This is a genomic window from Ruegeria sp. (genome assembly GCF_965243365.1).
GTDB lineage: Bacteria > Pseudomonadota > Alphaproteobacteria > Rhodobacterales > Rhodobacteraceae > Ruegeria.
Window position 1 is genome coordinate 2,306,733 of sequence record NZ_CBDEUW010000002.1, and the last position, 19,891, is coordinate 2,326,623.

Annotated in this window: 21 protein-coding genes; 6 read left to right on the plus strand and 15 right to left on the minus strand. The window is 57.3% G+C overall.

Translation table 11 applies throughout. From position 1 onward, the window contains the following. The first annotated feature begins 111 nt into the window (after positions 1–111). The gene (locus ACP0GE_RS15160) at positions 112–573 is read left to right on the plus strand and encodes an Lrp/AsnC family transcriptional regulator (RefSeq protein ID WP_424832752.1); all 462 of its coding nucleotides are present in this window, start codon (positions 112–114) and stop codon (positions 571–573) included. Positions 574–576: 3 nt separating this feature from the next. Here the strand turns inward: ACP0GE_RS15160 and ACP0GE_RS15165 are convergent, their stop codons facing one another. Further along, positions 577–966 carry a DUF3307 domain-containing protein gene (locus ACP0GE_RS15165; RefSeq protein ID WP_424832753.1) on the minus strand — a complete coding sequence of 130 codons (390 nt, stop codon included), beginning with the start codon at positions 964–966 and terminating at the stop codon, positions 577–579. A 213-nt stretch (positions 967–1,179) separates the two neighbouring features. On the opposite strand from ACP0GE_RS15165, the gene ACP0GE_RS15170 reads away from it, so the two are divergent. Continuing rightward, positions 1,180–4,176: an ABC transporter transmembrane domain-containing protein gene (locus ACP0GE_RS15170; protein ID WP_424833856.1), complete on the plus strand. Its 2,997-nt coding sequence runs from the start codon at positions 1,180–1,182 to the stop codon at positions 4,174–4,176. Between the two features lie 3 nt (positions 4,177–4,179). Here ACP0GE_RS15170 and ACP0GE_RS15175 read toward each other — a convergent pair whose 3' ends face one another. The 9 genes from ACP0GE_RS15175 to ACP0GE_RS15215 form a co-directional block, all read right to left on the minus strand. Beyond that, positions 4,180–4,467, minus strand: a complete 288-nt coding sequence (locus tag ACP0GE_RS15175; RefSeq protein ID WP_424833857.1) for an ArsR/SmtB family transcription factor — start codon at positions 4,465–4,467, stop codon at positions 4,180–4,182. A gap of 112 nt (positions 4,468–4,579) precedes the next feature. Further along, complete coding sequence (locus ACP0GE_RS15180) at positions 4,580–5,812, minus strand: mandelate racemase/muconate lactonizing enzyme family protein (protein ID WP_424832754.1); 1,233 nt, start codon at positions 5,810–5,812, stop codon at positions 4,580–4,582. A gap of 18 nt (positions 5,813–5,830) precedes the next feature. Next, a complete protein-coding gene (locus ACP0GE_RS15185; RefSeq protein ID WP_424832755.1) occupies positions 5,831–6,925 on the minus strand; it encodes a Zn-dependent alcohol dehydrogenase in 1,095 nt (364 codons plus the stop codon). An 82-nt stretch (positions 6,926–7,007) separates the two neighbouring features. Then, positions 7,008–8,207 (minus strand): TCR/Tet family MFS transporter, encoded by a 1,200-nt coding sequence (locus tag ACP0GE_RS15190; protein WP_424832756.1) that lies wholly within the window; start codon positions 8,205–8,207, stop codon positions 7,008–7,010. 82 nt (positions 8,208–8,289) lie between these two features. Next, positions 8,290–9,003, minus strand: coding sequence for an alpha/beta fold hydrolase (locus ACP0GE_RS15195; RefSeq protein WP_424832757.1), 714 nt, complete (start codon positions 9,001–9,003; stop codon positions 8,290–8,292). A gap of 12 nt (positions 9,004–9,015) precedes the next feature. Next, positions 9,016–9,804 (minus strand): 3-oxoadipate enol-lactonase, encoded by a 789-nt coding sequence (gene pcaD / locus ACP0GE_RS15200; RefSeq protein WP_424832758.1) that lies wholly within the window; start codon positions 9,802–9,804, stop codon positions 9,016–9,018. A gap of 70 nt (positions 9,805–9,874) precedes the next feature. Further along, on the minus strand, positions 9,875–10,849 hold the full coding sequence (locus tag ACP0GE_RS15205; RefSeq protein ID WP_424832759.1) for a threonine ammonia-lyase: 975 nt from the start codon (positions 10,847–10,849) through the stop codon (positions 9,875–9,877). Continuing rightward, complete coding sequence (locus ACP0GE_RS15210) at positions 10,846–11,673, minus strand: alpha/beta fold hydrolase (protein WP_424832760.1); 828 nt, start codon at positions 11,671–11,673, stop codon at positions 10,846–10,848. The genes ACP0GE_RS15205 and ACP0GE_RS15210 overlap by 4 nt, the downstream gene beginning before the upstream one ends. Further along, positions 11,673–12,359: a haloacid dehalogenase type II gene (locus ACP0GE_RS15215; protein WP_424832761.1), complete on the minus strand. Its 687-nt coding sequence runs from the start codon at positions 12,357–12,359 to the stop codon at positions 11,673–11,675. The genes ACP0GE_RS15210 and ACP0GE_RS15215 overlap by 1 nt, the downstream gene beginning before the upstream one ends. Before the next feature lie 123 nt (positions 12,360–12,482). Between ACP0GE_RS15215 and ACP0GE_RS15220 the strand changes: the two genes are divergently transcribed. Further along, on the plus strand, positions 12,483–12,911 hold the full coding sequence (locus ACP0GE_RS15220; RefSeq protein WP_424832762.1) for an FKBP-type peptidyl-prolyl cis-trans isomerase: 429 nt from the start codon (positions 12,483–12,485) through the stop codon (positions 12,909–12,911). 8 nt (positions 12,912–12,919) lie between these two features. Here the strand turns inward: ACP0GE_RS15220 and ACP0GE_RS15225 are convergent, their stop codons facing one another. Genes ACP0GE_RS15225 through fabA form a run of 4 tightly spaced genes read right to left on the minus strand, consistent with a single transcriptional unit; the run spans position 12,920 to position 15,759 of the window. Next, a complete protein-coding gene (locus ACP0GE_RS15225; protein ID WP_424832763.1) occupies positions 12,920–13,114 on the minus strand; it encodes a hypothetical protein in 195 nt (64 codons plus the stop codon). 59 nt (positions 13,115–13,173) lie between these two features. Next, entirely contained in the window at positions 13,174–13,965 is a 792-nt protein-coding gene (locus tag ACP0GE_RS15230; RefSeq protein ID WP_424832764.1) for an enoyl-ACP reductase FabI, read from the minus strand. Between the two features lie 5 nt (positions 13,966–13,970). Next, a complete protein-coding gene (gene fabB, locus ACP0GE_RS15235; RefSeq protein ID WP_424832765.1) occupies positions 13,971–15,200 on the minus strand; it encodes a beta-ketoacyl-ACP synthase I in 1,230 nt (409 codons plus the stop codon). Between the two features lie 49 nt (positions 15,201–15,249). Then, positions 15,250–15,759, minus strand: a complete 510-nt coding sequence (gene fabA, locus ACP0GE_RS15240) for a bifunctional 3-hydroxydecanoyl-ACP dehydratase/trans-2-decenoyl-ACP isomerase (protein WP_093964585.1) — start codon at positions 15,757–15,759, stop codon at positions 15,250–15,252. 209 nt (positions 15,760–15,968) lie between these two features. Between fabA and irrA the strand changes: the two genes are divergently transcribed. Beyond that, positions 15,969–16,388, plus strand: coding sequence for an iron response transcriptional regulator IrrA (gene irrA, locus ACP0GE_RS15245; protein WP_424832766.1), 420 nt, complete (start codon positions 15,969–15,971; stop codon positions 16,386–16,388). Positions 16,389–16,499: 111 nt separating this feature from the next. Here irrA and ACP0GE_RS15250 read toward each other — a convergent pair whose 3' ends face one another. Further along, complete coding sequence (locus ACP0GE_RS15250) at positions 16,500–17,363, minus strand: hypothetical protein (protein WP_424832767.1); 864 nt, start codon at positions 17,361–17,363, stop codon at positions 16,500–16,502. A 121-nt stretch (positions 17,364–17,484) separates the two neighbouring features. Between ACP0GE_RS15250 and miaB the strand changes: the two genes are divergently transcribed. After that, the gene (gene miaB / locus ACP0GE_RS15255) at positions 17,485–18,804 is read left to right on the plus strand and encodes a tRNA (N6-isopentenyl adenosine(37)-C2)-methylthiotransferase MiaB (protein ID WP_424832768.1); all 1,320 of its coding nucleotides are present in this window, start codon (positions 17,485–17,487) and stop codon (positions 18,802–18,804) included. Positions 18,805–19,002: 198 nt separating this feature from the next. After that, positions 19,003–19,734: an outer membrane protein gene (locus ACP0GE_RS15260; protein ID WP_424832769.1), complete on the plus strand. Its 732-nt coding sequence runs from the start codon at positions 19,003–19,005 to the stop codon at positions 19,732–19,734. Positions 19,735–19,891 lie beyond the last annotated feature (157 nt).

A 19,891-nucleotide genomic window follows, 5' to 3' on the forward strand; every position in this document is an offset into this window, starting at 1 on the left:
CTGAAATTCTATCCCGGTCACGGTGAAAAGATGTGCCAGATTGACTTTTGATTTCAATAAATGCGAAAATTTCATCCAGTAATTGGTAAAATTTCGGAGGAAATAACCAATATGGATCAATTCGACGACCGAGACGGCCAAATTCTGCAGCACCTACAAACGGACAGCCGCATGTCGAACGCCGATTTGGCTGACAAGGTGGGTATGTCCGCCTCGGCCCTGTGGCGCCGGGTTCGCGCGTTGGAAGAAGCGGGGATCATCGAACGTTATGGCGCGGTCGTGAACCCTTCGGCCATGGGTCTGGGGTTCGAGGCGATCGTGCATGTACACCTGACGCGGCACGACCCGGACAGAATTGTAGATTTTATCCGAGCGGTCGAGATCAGTGCTGAAGTCCAGGAATGTTACGCCACAACTGGGCAAGCGGATTATCACCTGCGGGTTCTGTGCCGGGATCTTGCGGCCTATAACGTGTTTCTTGAGGATTTCCTGTTCCGCTTGCCTGCGGTTGCCAGCGCACAAACCAATGTGGTTTTGCGGACGATCAAGCGAAACCGGCCGATTGTGCCCTGAATGTCAGGCCGCGAAGGTCGCCCAGGCCCAGGCCATCGCGATATAGGTCAGGTTATGCATGCATTGATCCAAACCAGCAGCGCGCCAGAATGCGGCTTGATTGGGCTGTAGCTGTTTTTTGTCGGAATAACTGGCCTTGGCGAAATCGATGTGGAAGTGAACAATCCATTCCAGGGCGGCGATGATCAGAATAAATTCAACAGGGGCGCGAAACAGCGCAAAAATAATGACCGATCCCACGACATGCACAGCGGCATGTTGAGCCCGGCCCATATGTAGATATGTGCCTCGCCCAGATAACATCTTGGGCGTCTGCAAATAGTAGTCGGCAAACATGTGTTTGATCTGTAGCAGACATAGCAACAGAAACACCGTGCCTATAGTAGCAGGCAAATGAACCCTCCCGACATCGTCCTGTGTCAAAGACTAGGGGGTAATAGTGCTACGCGCAAATGAACTTGTTCACATAAGGGGAATTCGGCGCAAATCGGGATTTCATTTGCGTCTTTGGATACGATTGCGGTAAATTCAGGCCGTTGTCTTCCCGTCGAAATCAGTGATTTAAGCGGCGGAACAGTAGCAGGGGCAGGTTTCATAGAACGCACGATTTTTGGGTTCATCTGGAAGTATTCCAAACGCGATCAGCTGATTTTGCTGGCTGTGACTTCGACCCTATTCCCATTACTTTATTTAACGCTCGAACTGCCCAAGCGCATTATCAACGATGCGATTGGTGCAGCCAGCCCGATTGTCGATGTCTGGGGATACTCGCTGGAACAGACAACGTTTTTGATTGTCCTTTGTATAGCATTTCTGGTGGCAGTTCTGGCCCACGGGCTGATGAAAATGCGGATCAACACGATGAAAGGCGTGCTGAGCGAACGCATGTTGCGCCGCTTCCGCTATCAACTTATCAGCCGCGCCCTGCGGTTCCCGCAACCCTATTTCGAGCGTGTCAGCCAGGGCGAGATGGTGTCGATGATCACCGCCGAGAGCGAACCGATGGGCGGGCTGATGGGCGACGCGATCAGCCAACCGGTTCTGCAGGCCGGGCAAATGATCACGATCCTATCGTTTCTGTTTCTTCAAAGCGTCTGGTTCGGGCTGGCCGCGGTCGCGCTGATCCCGGTGCAGGCCTGGCTGATTCCGCGCCTGCAGCGGCAGATCAACCTGTTGAACAAGAAACGCATACAGGAAGTGCGTATTTTGGCGGCACAGATTGGCGAAAACGCCGCAGGTGCGTCGACGTTGCGTGCCAACGGAGGCTGGCGTTATCGCCGCGCGATGATCTCGGATCAGTTGGGGCGGTTGTTTGCCATCCGCTTTGATATCTACCAGAAAAAATTCTTTATGAAGTTCATCAACAACTTCATCTCGCAGCTGACCCCGTTCATGTTCTACCTTGTGGGCGGCCTTCTGGTTCTTCAGGGATCTGTCTCGCTGGGGGCGCTGGTCGCGGCGCTGGCGGCGTATAAGGATCTGAGTTCGCCGTGGAAGGAACTGCTGACTTATTACAACCAGACGCAAGACATGTCGCTACGGTGGGAGGTCGTGATCGAGCGTTTCGCGCCGTCCGGCATGCAGGACGAAAAGTTGTTCGAAGGCCAACCGGAAACCCGCCCGCATTTGACTGGTGATATCGTTCTGGACCACGTCTCGGTGCGGGATATGGACGGCAACCATATTCTGGACGATCTTGATTTGACCTTTCCGGCTGGACAGACAATCGGCATCTCCGCCCCAAGTGAAGAGGATCGCCGCGCGCTGGCCGACCTTCTGACGCGGGAAATTCTGCCCAGTTCCGGACGGGTGGAGATTGGCGGCCGGAACCTTTCGGGCCTGCATCAGGCTGTGGTGGCGTCGCGTATCGGGTATGCATCCTCGCGCCCGGTGATGTTTCAGGGGTCGTTGGGGGACAACGTCATGATGCCAATGCGGTTTAAACCGCTTGCGGCGCTGGAAAACGATCCGGACTTTGCCGAAACCCTGCGTGCCGGAAACAGCAACGATCCATTCAAAACCGAATGGCTGGATCCGTCTTTGGCCGGGTTCGATAACGCTGAAAACCTGCGGGATTGGTGGCTGCAACTGATCGACGGGATGGGATCCGGGACCGAGCTGTTCCTGCGCGGGGCCGAGCAGGCGTTCGAGGCTGACGAACATCCGGCATTGGCCCGCAAACTGGTCGAGATCAGGCCGTTTGTGCAAGCGGCTGTGCGTGAGGCCGGACTGGAACAACAGGCGCTGGTCTTTGATCGAGACACCTATAATCCGGCGCTGCCGGTCGTTGAAAACCTGCTGTTTGCCACTCCGCGCGTGCCCGTAACACAAGAGCTGCTGGCGCGTCAGACGATTTTCCTGGGGCAATTGCGTGAATTGGGGCTGGATGAAACCCTGATCGGGCTGACCCGCGATGTGATCGACATGCTGCGCCAGATTTTTGGATTGGACGGCACGGACCACCCGCTGTTCCGCAAGTTGGGGCTGGAGGTTCAGACCTACGAAGCAGCCGTAGAATTGGTCGAACAAACCCGGAAAGAGGGGGCCTCTGGGCTGGACGACGAACAACTGGCCAGTTTGCTGGCAGTACCTTTTGTCATCTCGGCAGAGCAGATCGGGCCCGCGTTCACCGACGAGCTCAAGAACCGTATTCTTGAATTGCGCGCTTCCCATTCCGACAAGCTGATGGCGCGGCTGCATGATGTCTTTGTTCCGCTGGATGCGACCGAGTTTGCCCCGGGTTTGACCGTTTTAGAAAACGCACTTTTCGGCAAAGTCAGTCAGATTGGCGGTGCGCGATCTGATGAAGTTCGCAAAACCATCGTTGATGTGCTGGCGGAAAACGGCGCGCGGCCGCTGGTGGTCGAACTGATCTATGACGTGCCTGTCGCGCTGGGCGGACAAAACCTGCCTGCTGTCTTTGCTGAACCTCTGGCCTTTACTCGTGCGACGATCAAAAAGCCAGACATTCTGATCCTCGACAACGCGCTGGCCAGTTATGACATGCAGACACAAGTGGCTGTCTACAAAAACCTGCGCGCTTTGTTGCCGGACGCAACTGTCATATACCTGAATGATCAGTTTCAGAACCCGCAGGCGTTCGACATGTTTGTTGAGATACGCCAGGGGCGGGTTGTTTCGGACGAGGGGCCTGCGGACGTGGAAGAAGACGGAGCCTCATCAGCGGATCTGGCACGTAAGCTGCGCGCGCTGGAACAGACGCCGCTGTTTTCGGGGCTGGATCGCCGCCAGTTGCGCCTGCTGGCCTTTGGTGCCCGGTGGTTTGACGCCAAACCGGGCGAGGTTGTCTTCCTCAAAGACGATCAGCCTACAGACGGTGCCTATGTGGTTCTTGAAGGGGAAGCCGGGCTTTACTTGCCCCAGGCGGACGGTCCGGATCAGTTGATCACCAAAGTGGGGGCTGGCGCTTTGGTTGGTGAATTGGGTCTGATCCGAAAAGAGCCCCGAGCGCTCAGCATGATCGCCGAGACGCAACTGTCCTGTCTGCGCATCGGTGAAGAGGAGTTCCTGGCTGTGGTCGAAAACGATGCCGCGACGGCGTTCAAGCTGATGCAGGTGATCGCGGGCTATGTCTCGAACTGACGTTCAGTCTTCCGGAGCGCAGAACAGGTCGTAAAGCAATTCGATGACCTGAGCCGTTTTGCCATCGTGAAGCGCATAGTAGATTGTCTTTCCGTCGCGGCGGGTCGTCACCATCTCCTCTTCCCGCAGACGCGCGAGCATTTGGCTGACGGCGGCTTGTCGCATATTCAGCAACGCCTCCAACTCGCCGACTGAACGCTCTCCGGTACCCAAGTGGCACAGGATCATAAGCCGCCCCTGGTGCGCCAGCGCCTTCAGGAACGCGGCCGCCTTTCCGGCGCTTTCTTCCATTTCCGCCGGGGTTTGCGGCGCGAGGTGAGTGGTTTCGGGGTCTTGAACAGTCACATGCAAACCGGTTTGCAACGAGGGGTTGATGCAATATGCCCTAAACGCCCTGTGTTTGTCACCCCTCGGTCGCAGGTGCTCCGCCTTGGAACGCGTTGCCGTCGACGTAATTGCATGGGTCTTCTTGCATTTGAAGATGCAGGCCGTCGCCGGTGTAAGGATGGGCGCGGGCCAGTTCTTCGTCCACCTTTATCCCAAGGCCGGGTTCGGTGGGGACTGGAACAAAGCCGTCCTGAATGCGGATGGAGCCTTTGATCAACTGCTCGTGGAACGGTGTTTCGATGGTTTCCAGCAACAGCAGGTTGGGGATTGAAGCGGCAAGGTGGATGTTGGCGGCCCACTCGACCGGACCAGCATAAAGATGCGGTGCCATCTGCGCGTTAAAAACCTCGGCGATGGCCGCGACCTTTTTCATTTCCCAAATGCCGCCAGCGCGCCCTAACGCCGGTTGCAGGATTTCCGCGGCACCTGTGCGCAGAACAGCGCTGAATTCGGCCTTTGTGGTCATACGCTCTCCGGTTGCGACCGGGATGCGGACGTTGCGGGCGACGCGGGCCATATCTTCGATCATGTCGGGTGGCGTAGGTTCTTCGAACCAAAGCGGGGAATAGGGTTCCAACGCTTGTCCCAACCGGATCGCGCCTGCGGTGTTGAATTGTCCGTGGGTGCCGAACAGCAGGTCCGCTTTGTCCCCGACCGCTTCGCGGATGGCTTTGCAGAAGGCGACCGACATCGAAATATCGGACATCGCTGGCATATGTCCGCCTCGGATCGTGTAGGGGCCGGCAGGATCGAACTTGACCGCAGTATAGCCCCGGCGAACCATTTCCAGCGCGCTTTCAGCGGCCTGATCGGGCGCGGTCCAGAAATCGTTCAGGTTATGTTGGGGCAGGGGGTAAAGGTAAGTATAGGCACGGATGCGGTCATTTACTTTGCCGCCCAACAAGGCATAGACGGGGCGGTCGCGGTCTTTGCCCAAGATGTCCCAGCACGCGATTTCCAGCCCTGAAAACGCGCCCATTGCCGTAAGGTCAGGGCGTTGTGTGAACCCGCTGGAATAGACGCGGCGAAACATCAGTTCGATGTTTTCTGGGTTTTCTCCGGCCATGTGGCGTTCGAACACATCTCGGATGACGTGTGTCATCGCCTCGGGGCCGACGGTCGAGGCATAGCATTCTCCCCAACCCGTAACACCTGTGTCTGTCGTGACTTTGACCAGTATCCAATACCGTCCACCCCAGCCGGGGGCAGGCGGGGCGGTCACGATAATGTCGAGATCCTGAAGTTTCATCGAATTCCTCCCCGATGTTCAGCCCTGATTGAACAGGATCACATTACGTTTGGCCGCCCCGGTCTTTGTATCCTCGATCGCCTCGTTGATTTGATCCAGCGACCATCGGCCCGAGATCAGCTCGTCCAGTTTTAGTCTTCCTTGTTCGTACAGGTCGATCATCCATGGGATGTCACGTTGGATGACAACGTCACCCATCTTCGAGCCGATCAGACCTTGCCCCAATGCGGCAAGTATGACGGGCTCGTAGGACGAGAAATCACCGGAATGCGGCATCCCGATCATGATGGCTTTGCCGCCCGGACCCAAGTAGCGCGGGGCCTGATCGTAGGCGGGGATGGCGCCAACGGTGATCAGGACCGCATCTGCGCCACGACCGCCCAAAGCCTTGTAAGCTGCTTTCCAGGGTTCCTTCTGGCTGCCCAACACCCCATCTGTGGCGCCGAATTCCCGGGCGATGTCCAGTTTTTCTTCAGTCATGTCCACGGCCACGATACGCCGCGCCCCGGCGATGCGAGCACCTTGAATGGCGTTCAGACCCACGCCACCTGCGCCAATCACGACTACGTCCTGACCGGCGCGCAGGCCCGCCGCGTTCACGGCGGCACCAACGCCGGTGATCACACCACAGGACAACAGACTGGCCACATCCTTGGGCATGTCTTGCGGGATTTTGACAATCTGCCGATGACTGACCACGACCTTTTCGGCAAAAGCGCCGCAGGCCATCGACTGCTCCAAAGGTCCGCCGTCTGCAGTTCGTAGGGGGCCTTTCAGGGCGTCATAAGGGGTCTCGCAGATCGTAGGTTTGCCGCTTGCACAAGAGGGGCAGGAGCCGCAACTGCGGATAAGGGTCACGACAACCGGGTCTCCGATCTTGAAGGGCCCGACCTCGTCGCCGGTCGCGGTTATGACACCTGCCGCTTCGTGCCCGTAAACGGCGGGCAGAAAGCCACCCCATGCACCGCTGGCATAGGTAATATCAGAATGGCAGATGGCCACCGCGCCCAAAGTGACCTCGACCTCTCCCATACCGGGTGGAGCAATCTGGATGTCTTCGATGACCAAAGGTTGGCCGAACGTCCGGCACACAGCGGCTTTGATAGATTGCATGTCTGTCCCCGTTTCTCTTTCAGTCCACGGTGGACGTCCGGATCGCGTCCCGCAAGGCAATTTCCGTCACGCGCGTGTCGTTTTAGGCCGGGTGACGCAAGGGACGCAGGAAAAGCGCCAGACCAATTAGCATCAGAACCAGCGCTAGCAGGAACGGCGCACCCGGCAAATAGAACATGGCCCCTGCACGGGAGAATTCCGCGAACACGCTGGTCATAAGCAACGGTGAGATGATCATCGACAAGGCATGCAGCGCGGTCAGGACACCTTGCAATTCCCCCTGTTGGGAGTCCGGTGTGGCCCTGGACATCATTGCTTGCAGGGCTGGTGTCACAACCGCCCCAAGGGCAGTGATCGGGATCAGCATCAGCGCAATTATGCCATTGGTCAGAAAGGCCAACAGGGCAAAGCTGACGATCTCGAACCCCATGCCCCAGATCACGGTCACACGTTCACCCAGATACCGCGTTGCCGGGCGGATCAGCCCGCCCTGTACAGCGGCCATACCCAGCCCATAAACACCGAGTGACAGGCCGATCATCTGCGGTGACCAGCCAAACCGTTCCAAAGTGAAGTAGGACCAGATGGCTGGGTAGACGTATATTGACACGGAATAGAGGAAATAGACCCACAGCAGCGGCTGAATACCAGGTAAGGCGGCAATGGCCGTTAACGCGCCCACCGGGTTGGCGCGCTTCCATTGAAAGGCGCGCCTGTTCTTATCGGTGACAGATTCAGGCATGACCAACAGCCCGAGTAAAAAGCTTATGGCTGACAGCCCTGCCGCTGCCCAGAAAGGTGCACGGGTGCCAAATTCGCCAAGTACTCCGCCCATAAGTGGACCCAGGACAAAGCCAAGACCAAAGGCCGCGCCCAACAATCCAAAATTGGCCGCTTTTTCTTGTGGCTTAGAGACATCGGCCATGAACGCCGCTGCCGTAGAATGCGTGGCTGCGGTGATCCCGCCGATAATCCGCCCGGCCAGCAACAGCCAGATACTACCGGCAACGGCCATCACGACGTAATCCAGTGCCATGACAAACAGGGAAACCAGCAGAACCCGTCTGCGTCCATAGGCGTCCGACAGATTGCCCAGAACCGGGCCGAACAGAAACTGCATGGTGGCAAAAGCGGTGCTGAGGATGCCGCCCCAGATCGCAGCGGAAGCCAGAGTGCCGCCCTGAACCTCGACAATCAATTGCGGCATGATGGGCAACACCAGACCGATGCCCATCGCGTCGATCATCACCGTACCAAGAACAAACAGAAAAGGCAGACGCATAGGGATTCCGGGCTGTGTCGTAGCCGGACCCTAACTGCACATCTGCAATCTGAAAAGTCAGCTTTGTTCGGTTAACGGTACGTCACATGCGCCTCACGATCCTATCGATCAGTTTTGCCATGTGTTCAGGCTGCGAGAAAAATGGAGAATGCGAGCTGTTGATGGTCACATGCTGTTCAGGGTCCGCACATTGGGCCATTTGCGCCTGATATTCGGTCGGCACAGTTCGGTCATCGGTGGTGCGGATATAAGCCTTGGGTACGCTGGCGAAATTCTCACTGGTTGGCAGGGGAGTGTCTTGCGGCAGGATTGCCTGCGGGCATAGGCGCGCGAGAGCATAGGTGACGACCTCCGAAGGGCAGTCGTGGTAAAACAGCTGCTGCACCCGGTCCGGCAGGACGCTATACGAAAGCCCGTCTGCGGATTTTTCGACGGCGTCGCCGATCACCTGGCGTGGCCCGCGCCTTCGCATCTCGACCATGGATAGGCCCGCATGCGGCACGTAAGCGCTTTGGTATATGAGCCCACGCATGGCGTTTGGGTCCGCCTCGGCCGCAGCGCTGATGGGATAGCCGCCCCATGAATGGCCAAGAATAATTGTCTCGGGGGATGAGGCTGCCAGAACCGTGTCGCGGCACAGGTCCAGCGTGACATCAGCGATGGGCGTTGGGTCCGAGCCGTGGCTGGGCAGGTCGATGGCGCGAGCGGAGTGACCAAGTGCCGTCAATTCCGGGATCAGATCGCGCCAACACCACGCGCCGTGGCAAGAGCCATGCACCAACAATAAATCTGCCATAATCTGTCTTCCTCAAATATGCCCAATCTTGGTCAGGAACCCGGTCAGCAATGCGGCATAGTCAGCGGGGCGTTCGACACAAGGCAAATGCCCGGCCTTTCGCATCAATTCAAATCGCGAACCCGGGATCAGATCGATGGTTTCGCGCACCAGATCGGGTGGGGTTGATCCGTCCTCGCTGCCAGCTATCCCAAGTACCGGCAGGCGCAGCCCGCTGGTTGGAGTATAGAAATCCGTACCCGAAATCGCCGCACAGCATCCCAGGTACCCTTCCAGCGGTTGGAGCACCATCATATTGCGCCACAACTGCATTTCGGGGCTTGCGCGGAAAGGTTTTGAGAACCAGCGCTCCATTGTGGCATCTGCCAGCGCTTCAATCCCGCCGGATTGCGCTGCAGTGATACGCTCCTGCCAGATCGAGGGTGTTCCGATCTTGGCCGCCGTGTTTGACAGCACCAGCGCCCGGATTTGATCCAAGCGTTTGACGGCCAGTCCCTGCGCGATCATTCCACCGATGGACAGGCCCACGAAAACGCAATCTTTGACGTCCAGATAATCCAGCAGTCTTTCGGCATCGCGTACCAGGCTACCCATCGTATAGGGGCCCGCAGGTTGCGACGACAGCCCATGCCCGCGCTTGTCAAATCGGATGACGCGTAAGCCCTCGGGCAGGAATGGCAGAACCGGATCCCACAATCGCATATCGGTGCCCAGTGAGTTCGCAAAGACCACGGGCGGACCGTCAGCGTTGCCGTCAATGCGATAGTGGAGACCCACGTCCCCCAATTCAACGATGTTCATTGTTTCGGTTCCAATATCTGCGGGCGGAGGATAGGTGTTGCCAACAGTTTGCACCCGTTAGGTCCAATTGTCAGGTCAGGAATTCCAAGGCTTGTCGAAATACCTGCGGATCGACATTCCCGCCGGATGCGACAACGACGACGGCATCACCTTCGATCTCATCCTTTCGGAACAACGCAGACGCCAAAGACACTGCTCCACCGGGTTCCAACACGATCTTCAGCCTAAGAAACGCCAGCGCCACTGCATGCATCGCTTCTTGTTCCGAGACCGAAAACCCGGGCCCGCAAAGGCGTTTCAGGATGGGAAAGGTGATCTGACCGGGTTGCGGCGTCAGGATGGCATCGCAGATATTGCCCGATGTGGCGTTGTTATTCTGAATGCTGCCCGACGCCAGCGAACGTTTTACGTCATCAAATCCTTCAGGCTCGCAAGGACGCGCACGCAAACCCGGGGCATGCTCTTCAAGCGCCAATGCGATGCCCGACGTTAACCCTCCGCCGCCGCAGCAGATCAGAACGTCGGCTTCGGTGACACCCAGATCCTTGGCCTGTCGCGCAATTTCCAGCCCGGTTGTACCTTGCCCGGCGATCACTTGCGGTTCGTCATATGGACGGATCAGGGTCAGGCCCCGCTCGCTGGCAAGGGCTTCTCCAATCTCTTCGCGGCTTTCTTTGGCGCGGTCGTACAGAACAACTTCGGCCCCCAATGCGCGGGTGTTGTCGATCTTCAGCTTTGGTGCGTCCGAGGGCATAATGATGACGGAAGAAACGCCATGTTGCGCTGCCGCGTAGGCCACGCCTTGCGCATGGTTGCCCGATGAAAAGGCGATGACCCCGCGTTTGCCCGCGGCGTCATCTAAGGCTGAAATAGCCGACCACGCACCCCGGAACTTGAAACTGCCTGTATGCTGCAGACATTCCGGTTTGATCAGCACCCGGCGGCCCGCGATTTCATCCAGAAAGGGTGATGTGAGGATCGGCGTTTCACGCACATGCCCATTTAGCCGAATGGCGGCGGCCTCGATCATGTCCAACGTACTCATGCGGTCTCCAACACCTTGTGGATGAGTTCAAGTGACTCTGGTTCATCCAGAAACGGAACATGGCCGCGATCCGGAACCTCGACCGAGATCAGCCCCGGATGCCGGGCGTGCATTTCGGCCAGTGTCGCGGCACCCAAAACATCGGAATTCGCACCACGGATAACGCCGGTCGGGATGTCGCGCAGGGCTTCAAAGAACAGCCACAGATCAGGGGTCGCGCCGGTTACGGATTGCTCGATCAGCGCAGTGCGCAACGCGGGGTCATAGCGCAACCCAAGACCGCCGCTGGTTTCGGAATACTGCACCTCGGCCTGCTGTCGCCATCTTTCAAGTGGTACGCCCGGAAAACGGGGCTCCATTGCCTGTTTCAGTGCGCGGGCCGCCTCTTCATAGGTTTTCGAAACAGGCTGCTTGCCGACATAATCCATGATCTGGGCGATCCCCACGGGTTCGATCACCGGGCCGACATCGTTGAGGATGACACGCTTCAATCGCTTGGGGTGACTGGCGGCCAGCGCCATGGCGATCAGACCACCGCGAGATGTGCCGAGGACGTTTGCGCGCTTAAGCCCAAGATGATCCATCAGTTCGATCACGTCATGAGATTCACGCAGAACGTTGTAGTTCATATAGTCCGGATCAAAGTCCGAACGCCCGCGCCCGCGATAATCCATCGTGATCATGCGCAGGTCAGCGACATGCGGTGCCAGATACCCAAAATCGAGGCCTGATCGGGTCAATCCGGCAAGGCACAGCAGCGGCGTACCAGTGCCAGAATCCTCAAAGTGCAAACGCTGGCCGTCCGAGGTTGTGAAGAAGGCCATCACATACCGGCCAAGTCAGGGATTGTGGTCAGGTCCGACAGAGTATGTGCTGGGGTCCAGGGCAGTCGGTCCATTGGTTCGTTTGCCCGATTAACCCAAGCAGTCACAAAACCATAGCCGCTTGCGCCAGCCGCATCCCAGCCGTTTGAGCTGACGAAAAGAACTTCATCGCGGGCGCAGCCGAACCGTTCCTGCACAAGGTCATAAACCCGCTTGTGAGGTTTGAAGACACCAACACTTTCGACCGAAAGAACATCATCCAGAACACTGCCGATTCCGGCCGATTGCACAGCACCATCCAGCATTGGGGGCGAGCCGTTGGACAAGATCGCGGTTTGCAATCCACCCGCTTTGAGCGCGGCCAGCATGGCAGGTACTTCCGGATAGGCTTGCAATTCCCAATACAGGTCCAGCAATCGTTGGCGCAGGGTCGCATCGCCATGCAGGCCGGTCGCCTCCAGCGCCCAATCCAGCCCGTCTTGCGTGACGTCCCAGAAATCGGCATGGGCGTCGGCGACCGCCCTCAGCCATGTATATTGCAGCTGTTTCAGCCGCCAGTGATTGGCCAGTTCGGGCCATTTTTCCCTTAGCGCTTCGTTTCCGGGCTCTGCCGCAGCCTGACGCGCAGCAGCGGCTACATCGAACAAAGTGCCATACGCATCGAATATACATGTGGTGATTGCCATTTGACCCTCCCCTGATCGGGCGCAGGTAAACACAATGGTCCAGCAGGTTAAAGGGCCAAGGGTTTACAATACCGTGTCAGACCCTAGGCTGCGCCGTTCAACCCCTTGAGGCCGGAGGCCACCATGACCGCTATCAAACAAGGCGACACCGTTCGCATTCACTACACAGGGACATTGTTGGACGGCAAAGTGTTCGACAGTTCCGAAGGGCGCGACCCGCTGGAGTTTGTGGTGGGTTCGGGTCAGATCATCCCGGGTCTGGATGCCGCGCTACCGGGAATGGAACTGGGCGAAAAGAAAAAGGTCGAGATTGCCTGCGCTGATGCCTATGGCCCGATCAATCCAGGTATGCGGCAGGAAATTCCACGCGAAGGTATCCCAGACGACATCCCGCTTGAACCAGGCACGCAACTGCAGATGCAAACACCAGAAGGACAGGCCATCCCCGTAACCGTTGTTGGTGCAAATGAAGCCACCGTCACACTGGATGCAAATCACCCACTTGCGGGGCAGGATCTGGTGTTTGATTTCGAAATCGTCGCGATCAACTGATCTGTTGATCAGAAGCCGGGTAAGCTGCCGATCAATGATTGTGTTGCCCGGCTAACCTCAGGCTGAGTAAAGAAAATGAATGCGGTCAGCAGGGCAATCAGCGACACCAGCAACATGCGTGGGCGATTGCCTTTAAGGCCCCGCGTCAATTTGGATCGCGGTGTACGCCCGCTGTTTACAAGGATGTGGTCAACTTTGCTCATAACCCAATCCCTGCCGCGCAATAATGGTGAAATCTTGGCGACGGCAGGGAATGTTATGGTCACATCGATTCGGGTTGCGGCATTCCGAGGATGTGATAACCGCCATCGACCCGGATGATCTCACCCGAAGTAAAGGCCCCGGCATCCGAAGCCAGGTAAACAGCGGTGCCCCCGACAGCCTCAAGCGTCGCATTCGAGCGCATGGGGGCGTTCTGATCACAGAACTTGTAGGTTTTGCGCGCGCCGCCAATAGCCGCCCCTGCCAGCGTCTTCATCGGGCCGGGTGAGATGGCGTTTACGCGGATACCTTCGGGACCCAGATCATTTGCCAGATAACGGGTCGCCGATTCCAGTGCGGCCTTGGCCACACCCATCACGTTATAGTTCGGCACAACCTTGTTCGAGCCCTGATAGGTCAGCGTCAGCAGCGTGCCGCCGTTTTCCTGCATCATCGGATATGCGCGACGCGCAACTTCGATAAACGAGTAGGCCGAGACATCCAGCGAGTGCTTGAAATTCGCCCGTGTCGTGTTCAGGAACCGGCCGGTCAGTTCGGACTTGTCCGAATAAGCGATGGCGTGGACCACAAAATCAATTGTGGGCCAGCGTTCGGCCAGTTCGCCAAAGGCACGGTCCAGCGATGCATCGTCGGTCACATCCGCATCGACCATAAAATCGCTGCCCAGGCTTTGGGCCAGCGGTTCAAGCCGTTTGCCGAAGGCCTCGCCCTGATAGGTGAATGCCAGTTCTGCGCCTGCCTCGTGCATGGCTTTGGCAATGCCCCACGCGATTGAGCGGTCATTAGCCACGCCCATGATCAGGCCGCGTTTACCTTTAAGAGAATCCGACATCACAGTCACCCGTTATACTTCGACAGAATCATGGACCCGTTGGTGCCGCCAAAGCCGAAGCTGTTGGTCATCACGCTGTCCAGCCCTGCGTTTTCAACTACTTGCGTTGCAATCTCACCGGGCAGGATGCCTTCGGCTAGTGTGTCGACATTGATCGACGGAGTAATAAAGTCATTGTCCAGCATCAGCAGACAGAAGATCGCCTCAAGCGCGCCAGCCGCGCCTTGTGCGTGGCCTGTCATCGATTTGGTCGAGGAAATCGGTGGCACGCTGCCCTCGCCGAATATGCGGCGCACGGCTTCGACCTCGCCCACATCGCCGACCGGGGTCGACGTGCCATGGGCGTTGATATAGCCGACCTTGCGGCCTTCGGGCAGCGTGGACAACGCCAGACGCATCGCACGCTCGCCGCCCTCGCCAGACGGGGCCACCATGTCGTGGCCGTCTGAGGTTGCGGCGTAGCCGGTCACCTCGGCATAGATTTTGGCACCACGGGCCAGAGCGTGCTCCAGCTCTTCCAGCACGACAATGCCACCCCCGCCGGAGATCACGAATCCGTCGCGGTGTTCATCAAATGCGCGCGAGGCTTTCTCGGGCGTGTCGTTGTATTTGGACGACATCGCCCCCATCGCATCAAACAGGCAGGAGAGCGTCCAGTCGAGCTCTTCACCGCCGCCTGCGAACATCACGTCCTGCTTACCCAGCATGATCTGTTCCGCCGCGTTGCCGATGCAGTGCAGGGAGGTCGAGCAGGCCGAGGTGATCGAATAGTTGATGCCCTTGATCTTGAACGCGGTCGCCAGGTTTGCCGAAATGGTCGAGCACATGCATTTCGGTACCGCAAACGGCCCGATCCGCTTGGTCGCGCCGTTTTTCAGTACGGTCTGGTGCGCGGTCAGCATGGCGCTTGTGGACGGACCACCTGATCCGGCCACAAGACCGGTGCGCGGGTTGACGACCTGATCTTCGGTCAGGCCGGAATCGGCAATGGCCTGGCTCATGGCGATATGCGCGTAGGCCGCACCCGGTCCCATGAAGCGCAACGTGCGCTTGTCCACATGCTCGGCCACGTCGATCTTGAGCGATCCGGCGATCTGGCTGCGGAAGCCGTGTTCGACCATCTGCTCATTGGCCTCGATCCCGGATTTACCTGCTTTGAGTGAGGCCAAGACCTCTTCGGCATTGTTCCCGATGGAGGAAACGACCCCCAGACCGGTGACGACGACGCGACGCATAAGCGTACTCCTGTATTCCCTGGTTCAGTTCCTTGTTCGAAAGCTGGGGTCAGCTTTCGGACAATGCAACCTTCATGTCCTTGACCTGATAGATTACTTCACCGTCCGCTTCGACCCGGCCATCCGCCACACCCATGGTCAGGCGGCGGGTTTGCACAGCTTTGGTGAAGTCTACGTAATATGTCAGCATCTTGCGGTCGGGGCGAACCATCCCGGTCAGTTTGACTTCACCCACGCCGAGTGCATAGCCGCGCCCTTGCCAGCCGCGCCAGCCCAGGTTGAAACCGGTCAATTGCCACAAACCGTCAAGGCCAAGGCATCCGGGCATGATCGGGTTGCCAGGGAAATGACAGTCAAAGAACCACAAGTCCGGCGTGATATCGAATTCGGCGACCACGTGGCCTTTGCCATGGGCGCCGCCATCACCTGAGATATCGGTGATCCTGTCCATCATCAGCATCGGCGGGGCGGGCAGCTGCGCATTGCCGGGGCCGAACAATTCGCCACGGGCGCATTTCAGCAGATCATCTTTGTCAAAGCTGCTCGGGAATTGGGCCATTCTGCCGCCTCTCCTGCCAGGGGTTCGTTCGTTATATCTGGCCTCGTCTAGCACCCGCATGCAAGGTCCTGCAAGAGCAGCGCGCATATCATGTTGTGCACGCGACATTCTTTGTGTTTGTCTACATGTGTCTTTGCGAATGAATTTCATTTGAAATTACCAACCATGCGCCCCTATATATAAAGTCAGCAATAACAGGTATCGGATTCATGACACCTCAGAGCCGAGATATCGCGACAAGCTGGCTGGTCGATGCCGGTTTACGCCCTACGCGCCAGCGGCTGGCGCTGGCTGAGTTGTTGGTGGGCGACGGACGTCATCGCCATGTGACCGCTGAGAGTCTGTTCGAATCTGCAAAGCGCAACGGCGACGCCGTTTCGCTGGCGACGGTGTACAATACTCTGCGCGCTTTCTGCGAAGCAGGCGTGTTGCAGGAGATCACCGTGGATGGTTCGAAAAGCTACTTCGACACCAACACCCATGATCACCCGCATTTCTTTTGGGAAGATGAGGGGCGACTGAGCGATGCTCCCTCTGATCAGTTGGTGATCCAGCAACTGCCGGATGCCCCCGAAGGGGTCGAGATCGCGTCGGTCGACGTAGTGATCCGTCTACGCAGGAAGGCCTGAATGGTTTTGGTGCCATTGACCCTTTAGTGTCATGTCAGTGAAAGGGGGCTCTGCCCCCGCCGCGGCAAGCCGCGACTCCCCCGAGGTATTTTTGAACAGAAGAAGAGCGGGTCAGAACCATTGGCCCGGTTCCATCAGGCCAAGGTCGAGCAATTGGCGTGAGGTCCATTGGAATTCGACTGAATTGCGCCAGCGGAAGCTGGGGATGTCGAAGGTTGATCCTGCATTTGTTTTTAGCGCTTTGGCTGCGCGGAACGAGCAGATTGCGGCGGTCAGATTATGGTGCCACGGGCAGGCATAGGTATTGTACTCGGGCTCGTTGAAACTGTGATCGGGCAGTAAGGTCAGGCCCTTGCGGGATTTGAACAGGGCAATGCGGTCGATGCGGCGGCGCTCATACGGGATATGATCCTCGAACCGCCAGCGCAGACCGCCGGACATGTCAAGCTGTCTGTCAATTGGCTGACCCGTCGCGTCGTGCCGTGTGTGAGCATAATAACCAGTTCGGTCCAGCATCGCACGGTCTGGCGAGACTCCGTTTGGGAAAGTGGTCAGATCGTCGGCATACAGATCGACCACATGGGTCAGCATGGCGGGGCGCCGTTCTTCGGTGTGGAACGCCAGCATCTCGCCTACACTGCGCGTTTCGCAGAAAGGGAAAAACAGGTATTCCGCATTGTAGCAGTAGTACGTCCACAGCCCCGGCGCGGCCTGACCAATTTGATTGATCGTGTCAAAAACCACTGATCGGGGCGCGCAGGTGAATGTGACGCGATGAATGTCACTTTCTAGGTCTGCGTCTATCTCGAAACCTTGCGGCATAAATGCGATGACCGACCGGAACCCCAGCTTAAGGTGGTGACGCAGCGTGCTGTTCAGTTCGACGTTATCTTCGGCAAAGATCAATGCGACTGGCCCTTTGGCCAGTGCCGCCTGGCCACTTTTGAGAAACTGATCTACGGATTCGTACTGCATCGTCTGAATTGCTGCCGCATTGCTGGAATTGGGCGTCAAATTCGGGTAATTGCGCCGGCATTGCAAGCGGCGTTCGAAGCATATAGATGACGCCGATCCAGCGACTGCAAAGGCCCGTCTCATGTCCGAACCCAAAAAGCTGTTTATCAAGACTTATGGCTGTCAGATGAATGTTTATGACAGCGAACGCATGGCGGAAGCGCTGGGCGGGCAGGGCTATGTCGAAGCCAAATCGGCGGATGACGCGGACATGATCTTGCTGAACACCTGCCATATTCGGGAAAAAGCGGCCGAAAAGGTCTATTCGGAACTGGGTCGGTTTAAGGGGTTAAAGGCCGAGAAGCCGGATCTGAAAATCGGGGTTGCCGGCTGTGTTGCCCAAGCCGAGGGCGAAGAGATCATGCGCCGTCAGCCTCTGGTCGACCTGGTGGTCGGGCCGCAGAGCTATCACCGTTTGCCTGAGATGGAGGCGAAGACACGCGAGGGCGAAAAGGCGCTGGATACGGACTTTCCCGAGGAGGATAAGTTCGAGAAATTGAAAAACCGGCCAAAAGCCAAGCGTGGTCCGACCGCGTTTTTGACCGTACAGGAGGGGTGCGACAAGTTCTGTGCCTTCTGCGTGGTGCCCTATACTCGTGGGGCCGAAGTCAGCCGTCCGGCAGATCGCATCATTCATGAAGCGCAGGATCTGGTCGAACGCGGCGTGCGGGAAATCACTCTGTTGGGTCAAAACGTCAACGCTTATCATGGCGCTGGTCCTAATGGCGACATGACGCTGGCTGGTTTGATCTGGGAACTGAACAAGATCGACGGATTGGAGCGTATCCGCTTTACCACTTCGCACCCCAATGACATGAGTGACGATCTGATCGAGGCACACGGTACCTGTGACAAGCTGATGCCCTATCTGCACCTGCCGGTTCAGTCGGGTTCGGATCGGATTTTGAAGCGGATGAACCGCAGCCATACGGCGGAAAGTTATCTGCGTTTGATCGAACGAATCCGTGAAGCGCGGCCGGATATCCTTATGTCCGGGGACTTCATCGTTGGTTTTCCTGAAGAGACAGATGAGGATTTTCAAGCCACTTTGAATTTGGTCGAGCAGGTCAAATACGGGTATGCGTATTCGTTCAAGTATTCCACGCGACCCGGCACACCTGCGGCAGAACGGCCACAGGTCGAACCCGAAGTGGCAGATGACCGTCTACAACGTTTGCAAGCAATGATTACACAGCATCAGCGCGAAATTCAGGATTCGATGGTCGGTCGTACTGTGCGCGTTCTATTCGAAAAACCAGGGCGTCTGGCCGGACAAATGGTCGGAAAATCCGAGTATCTTCACGCGGTTCACGTGACAAATGCCGATGTCGCGACAGGTGATCTGCGGGCCGTGAAGATCACCGGCTCGGGCGCAAACTCACTCGCGGGTGAGTTGATCTGATCAGGTGGTTGGTCGTCATATCTGACGAGTTTTCAGGAAATTAACCCTTGATTTATCACTTGGAATTATGTTCCGAGAGAGGCCAGATTTTTCACGGGAGAATAATTTGATGTGTGGGGAATCTGCCCGGATCTGCGTTGCGGATCCATGCGATTGGGAGCGCGTGTGGTGAGTTCGACTGTGTTACAAAGAAGTAGTTTGTCTCGCTTTTTCAGCGCAGCTGCCTTTGCCGTTTTCAGTGCAGTCCCGACCCTGGCAGGGGATGTTGTAGGCAATGTGACAGAACCGGACGTCATCGCTCCGCAGCAACAACCACGTGATGCCAGCGCATTCTATTTAGGACTCAGCGGCGGCTATGGTGGCGGGGGCGACGATGAGTTTGGGCTTCGCACGCCGGGCGGGCTGTTTCCGATTGGCGAATTGGAGCCTAGCGGTGGATACGGAGGTATTCGCGGCGGATGGCGTGGCGTTTTGCCTGCGCGGGGCGGCCGTGACTATGTTTATGGCCTTGAGGTCGGTTATGATTTCGGAACACTCGAAGACAGTGCTTCAACTCGGGTGACGGGAATCCCTGTTCAGGCCGAATCCTCAATCTCGGATGTATTCTCTGTTCGCCTTCGTAGCGGCATCAGCAATCGCAGCCGCAGTGTTCTATATTTTGCCACCTTGGGATATGTCACCGGCGACATTGGCACACAGGCGACTCTGCCGGGGGGCGGACCGCTTTCACGGTTTCAAGAATCGGATCGGCGCAACGGATATTCAGCCAGCTTGGGTGCCGAACATCGATTGAATGATCGGTGGTCGATCACTGGTGAAATTGAATATGTGCAGTTCGAATCGAAAGTCGTTGACTTTGGCTCGGGCTTTTCAACCAAATCCACCCCAAGCTTTACCGGGGTCAGGTTTGGGCTGAATTACACCTTCTGAAACTTCCCTGATATTTACTGTTTCCCGCTTGCATTTCCCGGATTTGGGATGATCTGCGGGCGCAATTGCAATTGGTTTGGGAAAATTTGAATCTGCGCCTTGCGCCGACCAGAATTTGTTGTCACGCTCAAGATGAAACGCCAAGACAGGAGAACGG

Coding starts and splice junctions, on each gene's coding strand:
- ACP0GE_RS15160 (WP_424832752.1), top strand. CDS start 112: ATGGATCAATTCGACGACCGAGACGGCCAAATTCTGCAGCACCTACAA.
- ACP0GE_RS15175 (WP_424833857.1), bottom strand. CDS start 4,467: ATGGAAGAAAGCGCCGGAAAGGCGGCCGCGTTCCTGAAGGCGCTGGCG.
- ACP0GE_RS15180 (WP_424832754.1), bottom strand. CDS start 5,812: ATGAAACTTCAGGATCTCGACATTATCGTGACCGCCCCGCCTGCCCCC.
- ACP0GE_RS15185 (WP_424832755.1), bottom strand. CDS start 6,925: ATGCAATCTATCAAAGCCGCTGTGTGCCGGACGTTCGGCCAACCTTTG.
- ACP0GE_RS15190 (WP_424832756.1), bottom strand. CDS start 8,207: ATGCGTCTGCCTTTTCTGTTTGTTCTTGGTACGGTGATGATCGACGCG.
- ACP0GE_RS15195 (WP_424832757.1), bottom strand. CDS start 9,003: ATGGCAGATTTATTGTTGGTGCATGGCTCTTGCCACGGCGCGTGGTGT.
- pcaD (WP_424832758.1), bottom strand. CDS start 9,804: ATGAACATCGTTGAATTGGGGGACGTGGGTCTCCACTATCGCATTGAC.
- ACP0GE_RS15205 (WP_424832759.1), bottom strand. CDS start 10,849: ATGAGTACGTTGGACATGATCGAGGCCGCCGCCATTCGGCTAAATGGG.
- ACP0GE_RS15210 (WP_424832760.1), bottom strand. CDS start 11,673: ATGGCCTTCTTCACAACCTCGGACGGCCAGCGTTTGCACTTTGAGGAT.
- ACP0GE_RS15215 (WP_424832761.1), bottom strand. CDS start 12,359: ATGGCAATCACCACATGTATATTCGATGCGTATGGCACTTTGTTCGAT.
- ACP0GE_RS15220 (WP_424832762.1), top strand. CDS start 12,483: ATGACCGCTATCAAACAAGGCGACACCGTTCGCATTCACTACACAGGG.
- ACP0GE_RS15225 (WP_424832763.1), bottom strand. CDS start 13,114: ATGAGCAAAGTTGACCACATCCTTGTAAACAGCGGGCGTACACCGCGA.
- ACP0GE_RS15230 (WP_424832764.1), bottom strand. CDS start 13,965: ATGTCGGATTCTCTTAAAGGTAAACGCGGCCTGATCATGGGCGTGGCT.
- fabB (WP_424832765.1), bottom strand. CDS start 15,200: ATGCGTCGCGTCGTCGTCACCGGTCTGGGGGTCGTTTCCTCCATCGGG.
- fabA (WP_093964585.1), bottom strand. CDS start 15,759: ATGGCCCAATTCCCGAGCAGCTTTGACAAAGATGATCTGCTGAAATGC.
- irrA (WP_424832766.1), top strand. CDS start 15,969: ATGACACCTCAGAGCCGAGATATCGCGACAAGCTGGCTGGTCGATGCC.
- ACP0GE_RS15250 (WP_424832767.1), bottom strand. CDS start 17,363: ATGCAGTACGAATCCGTAGATCAGTTTCTCAAAAGTGGCCAGGCGGCA.
- miaB (WP_424832768.1), top strand. CDS start 17,485: ATGTCCGAACCCAAAAAGCTGTTTATCAAGACTTATGGCTGTCAGATG.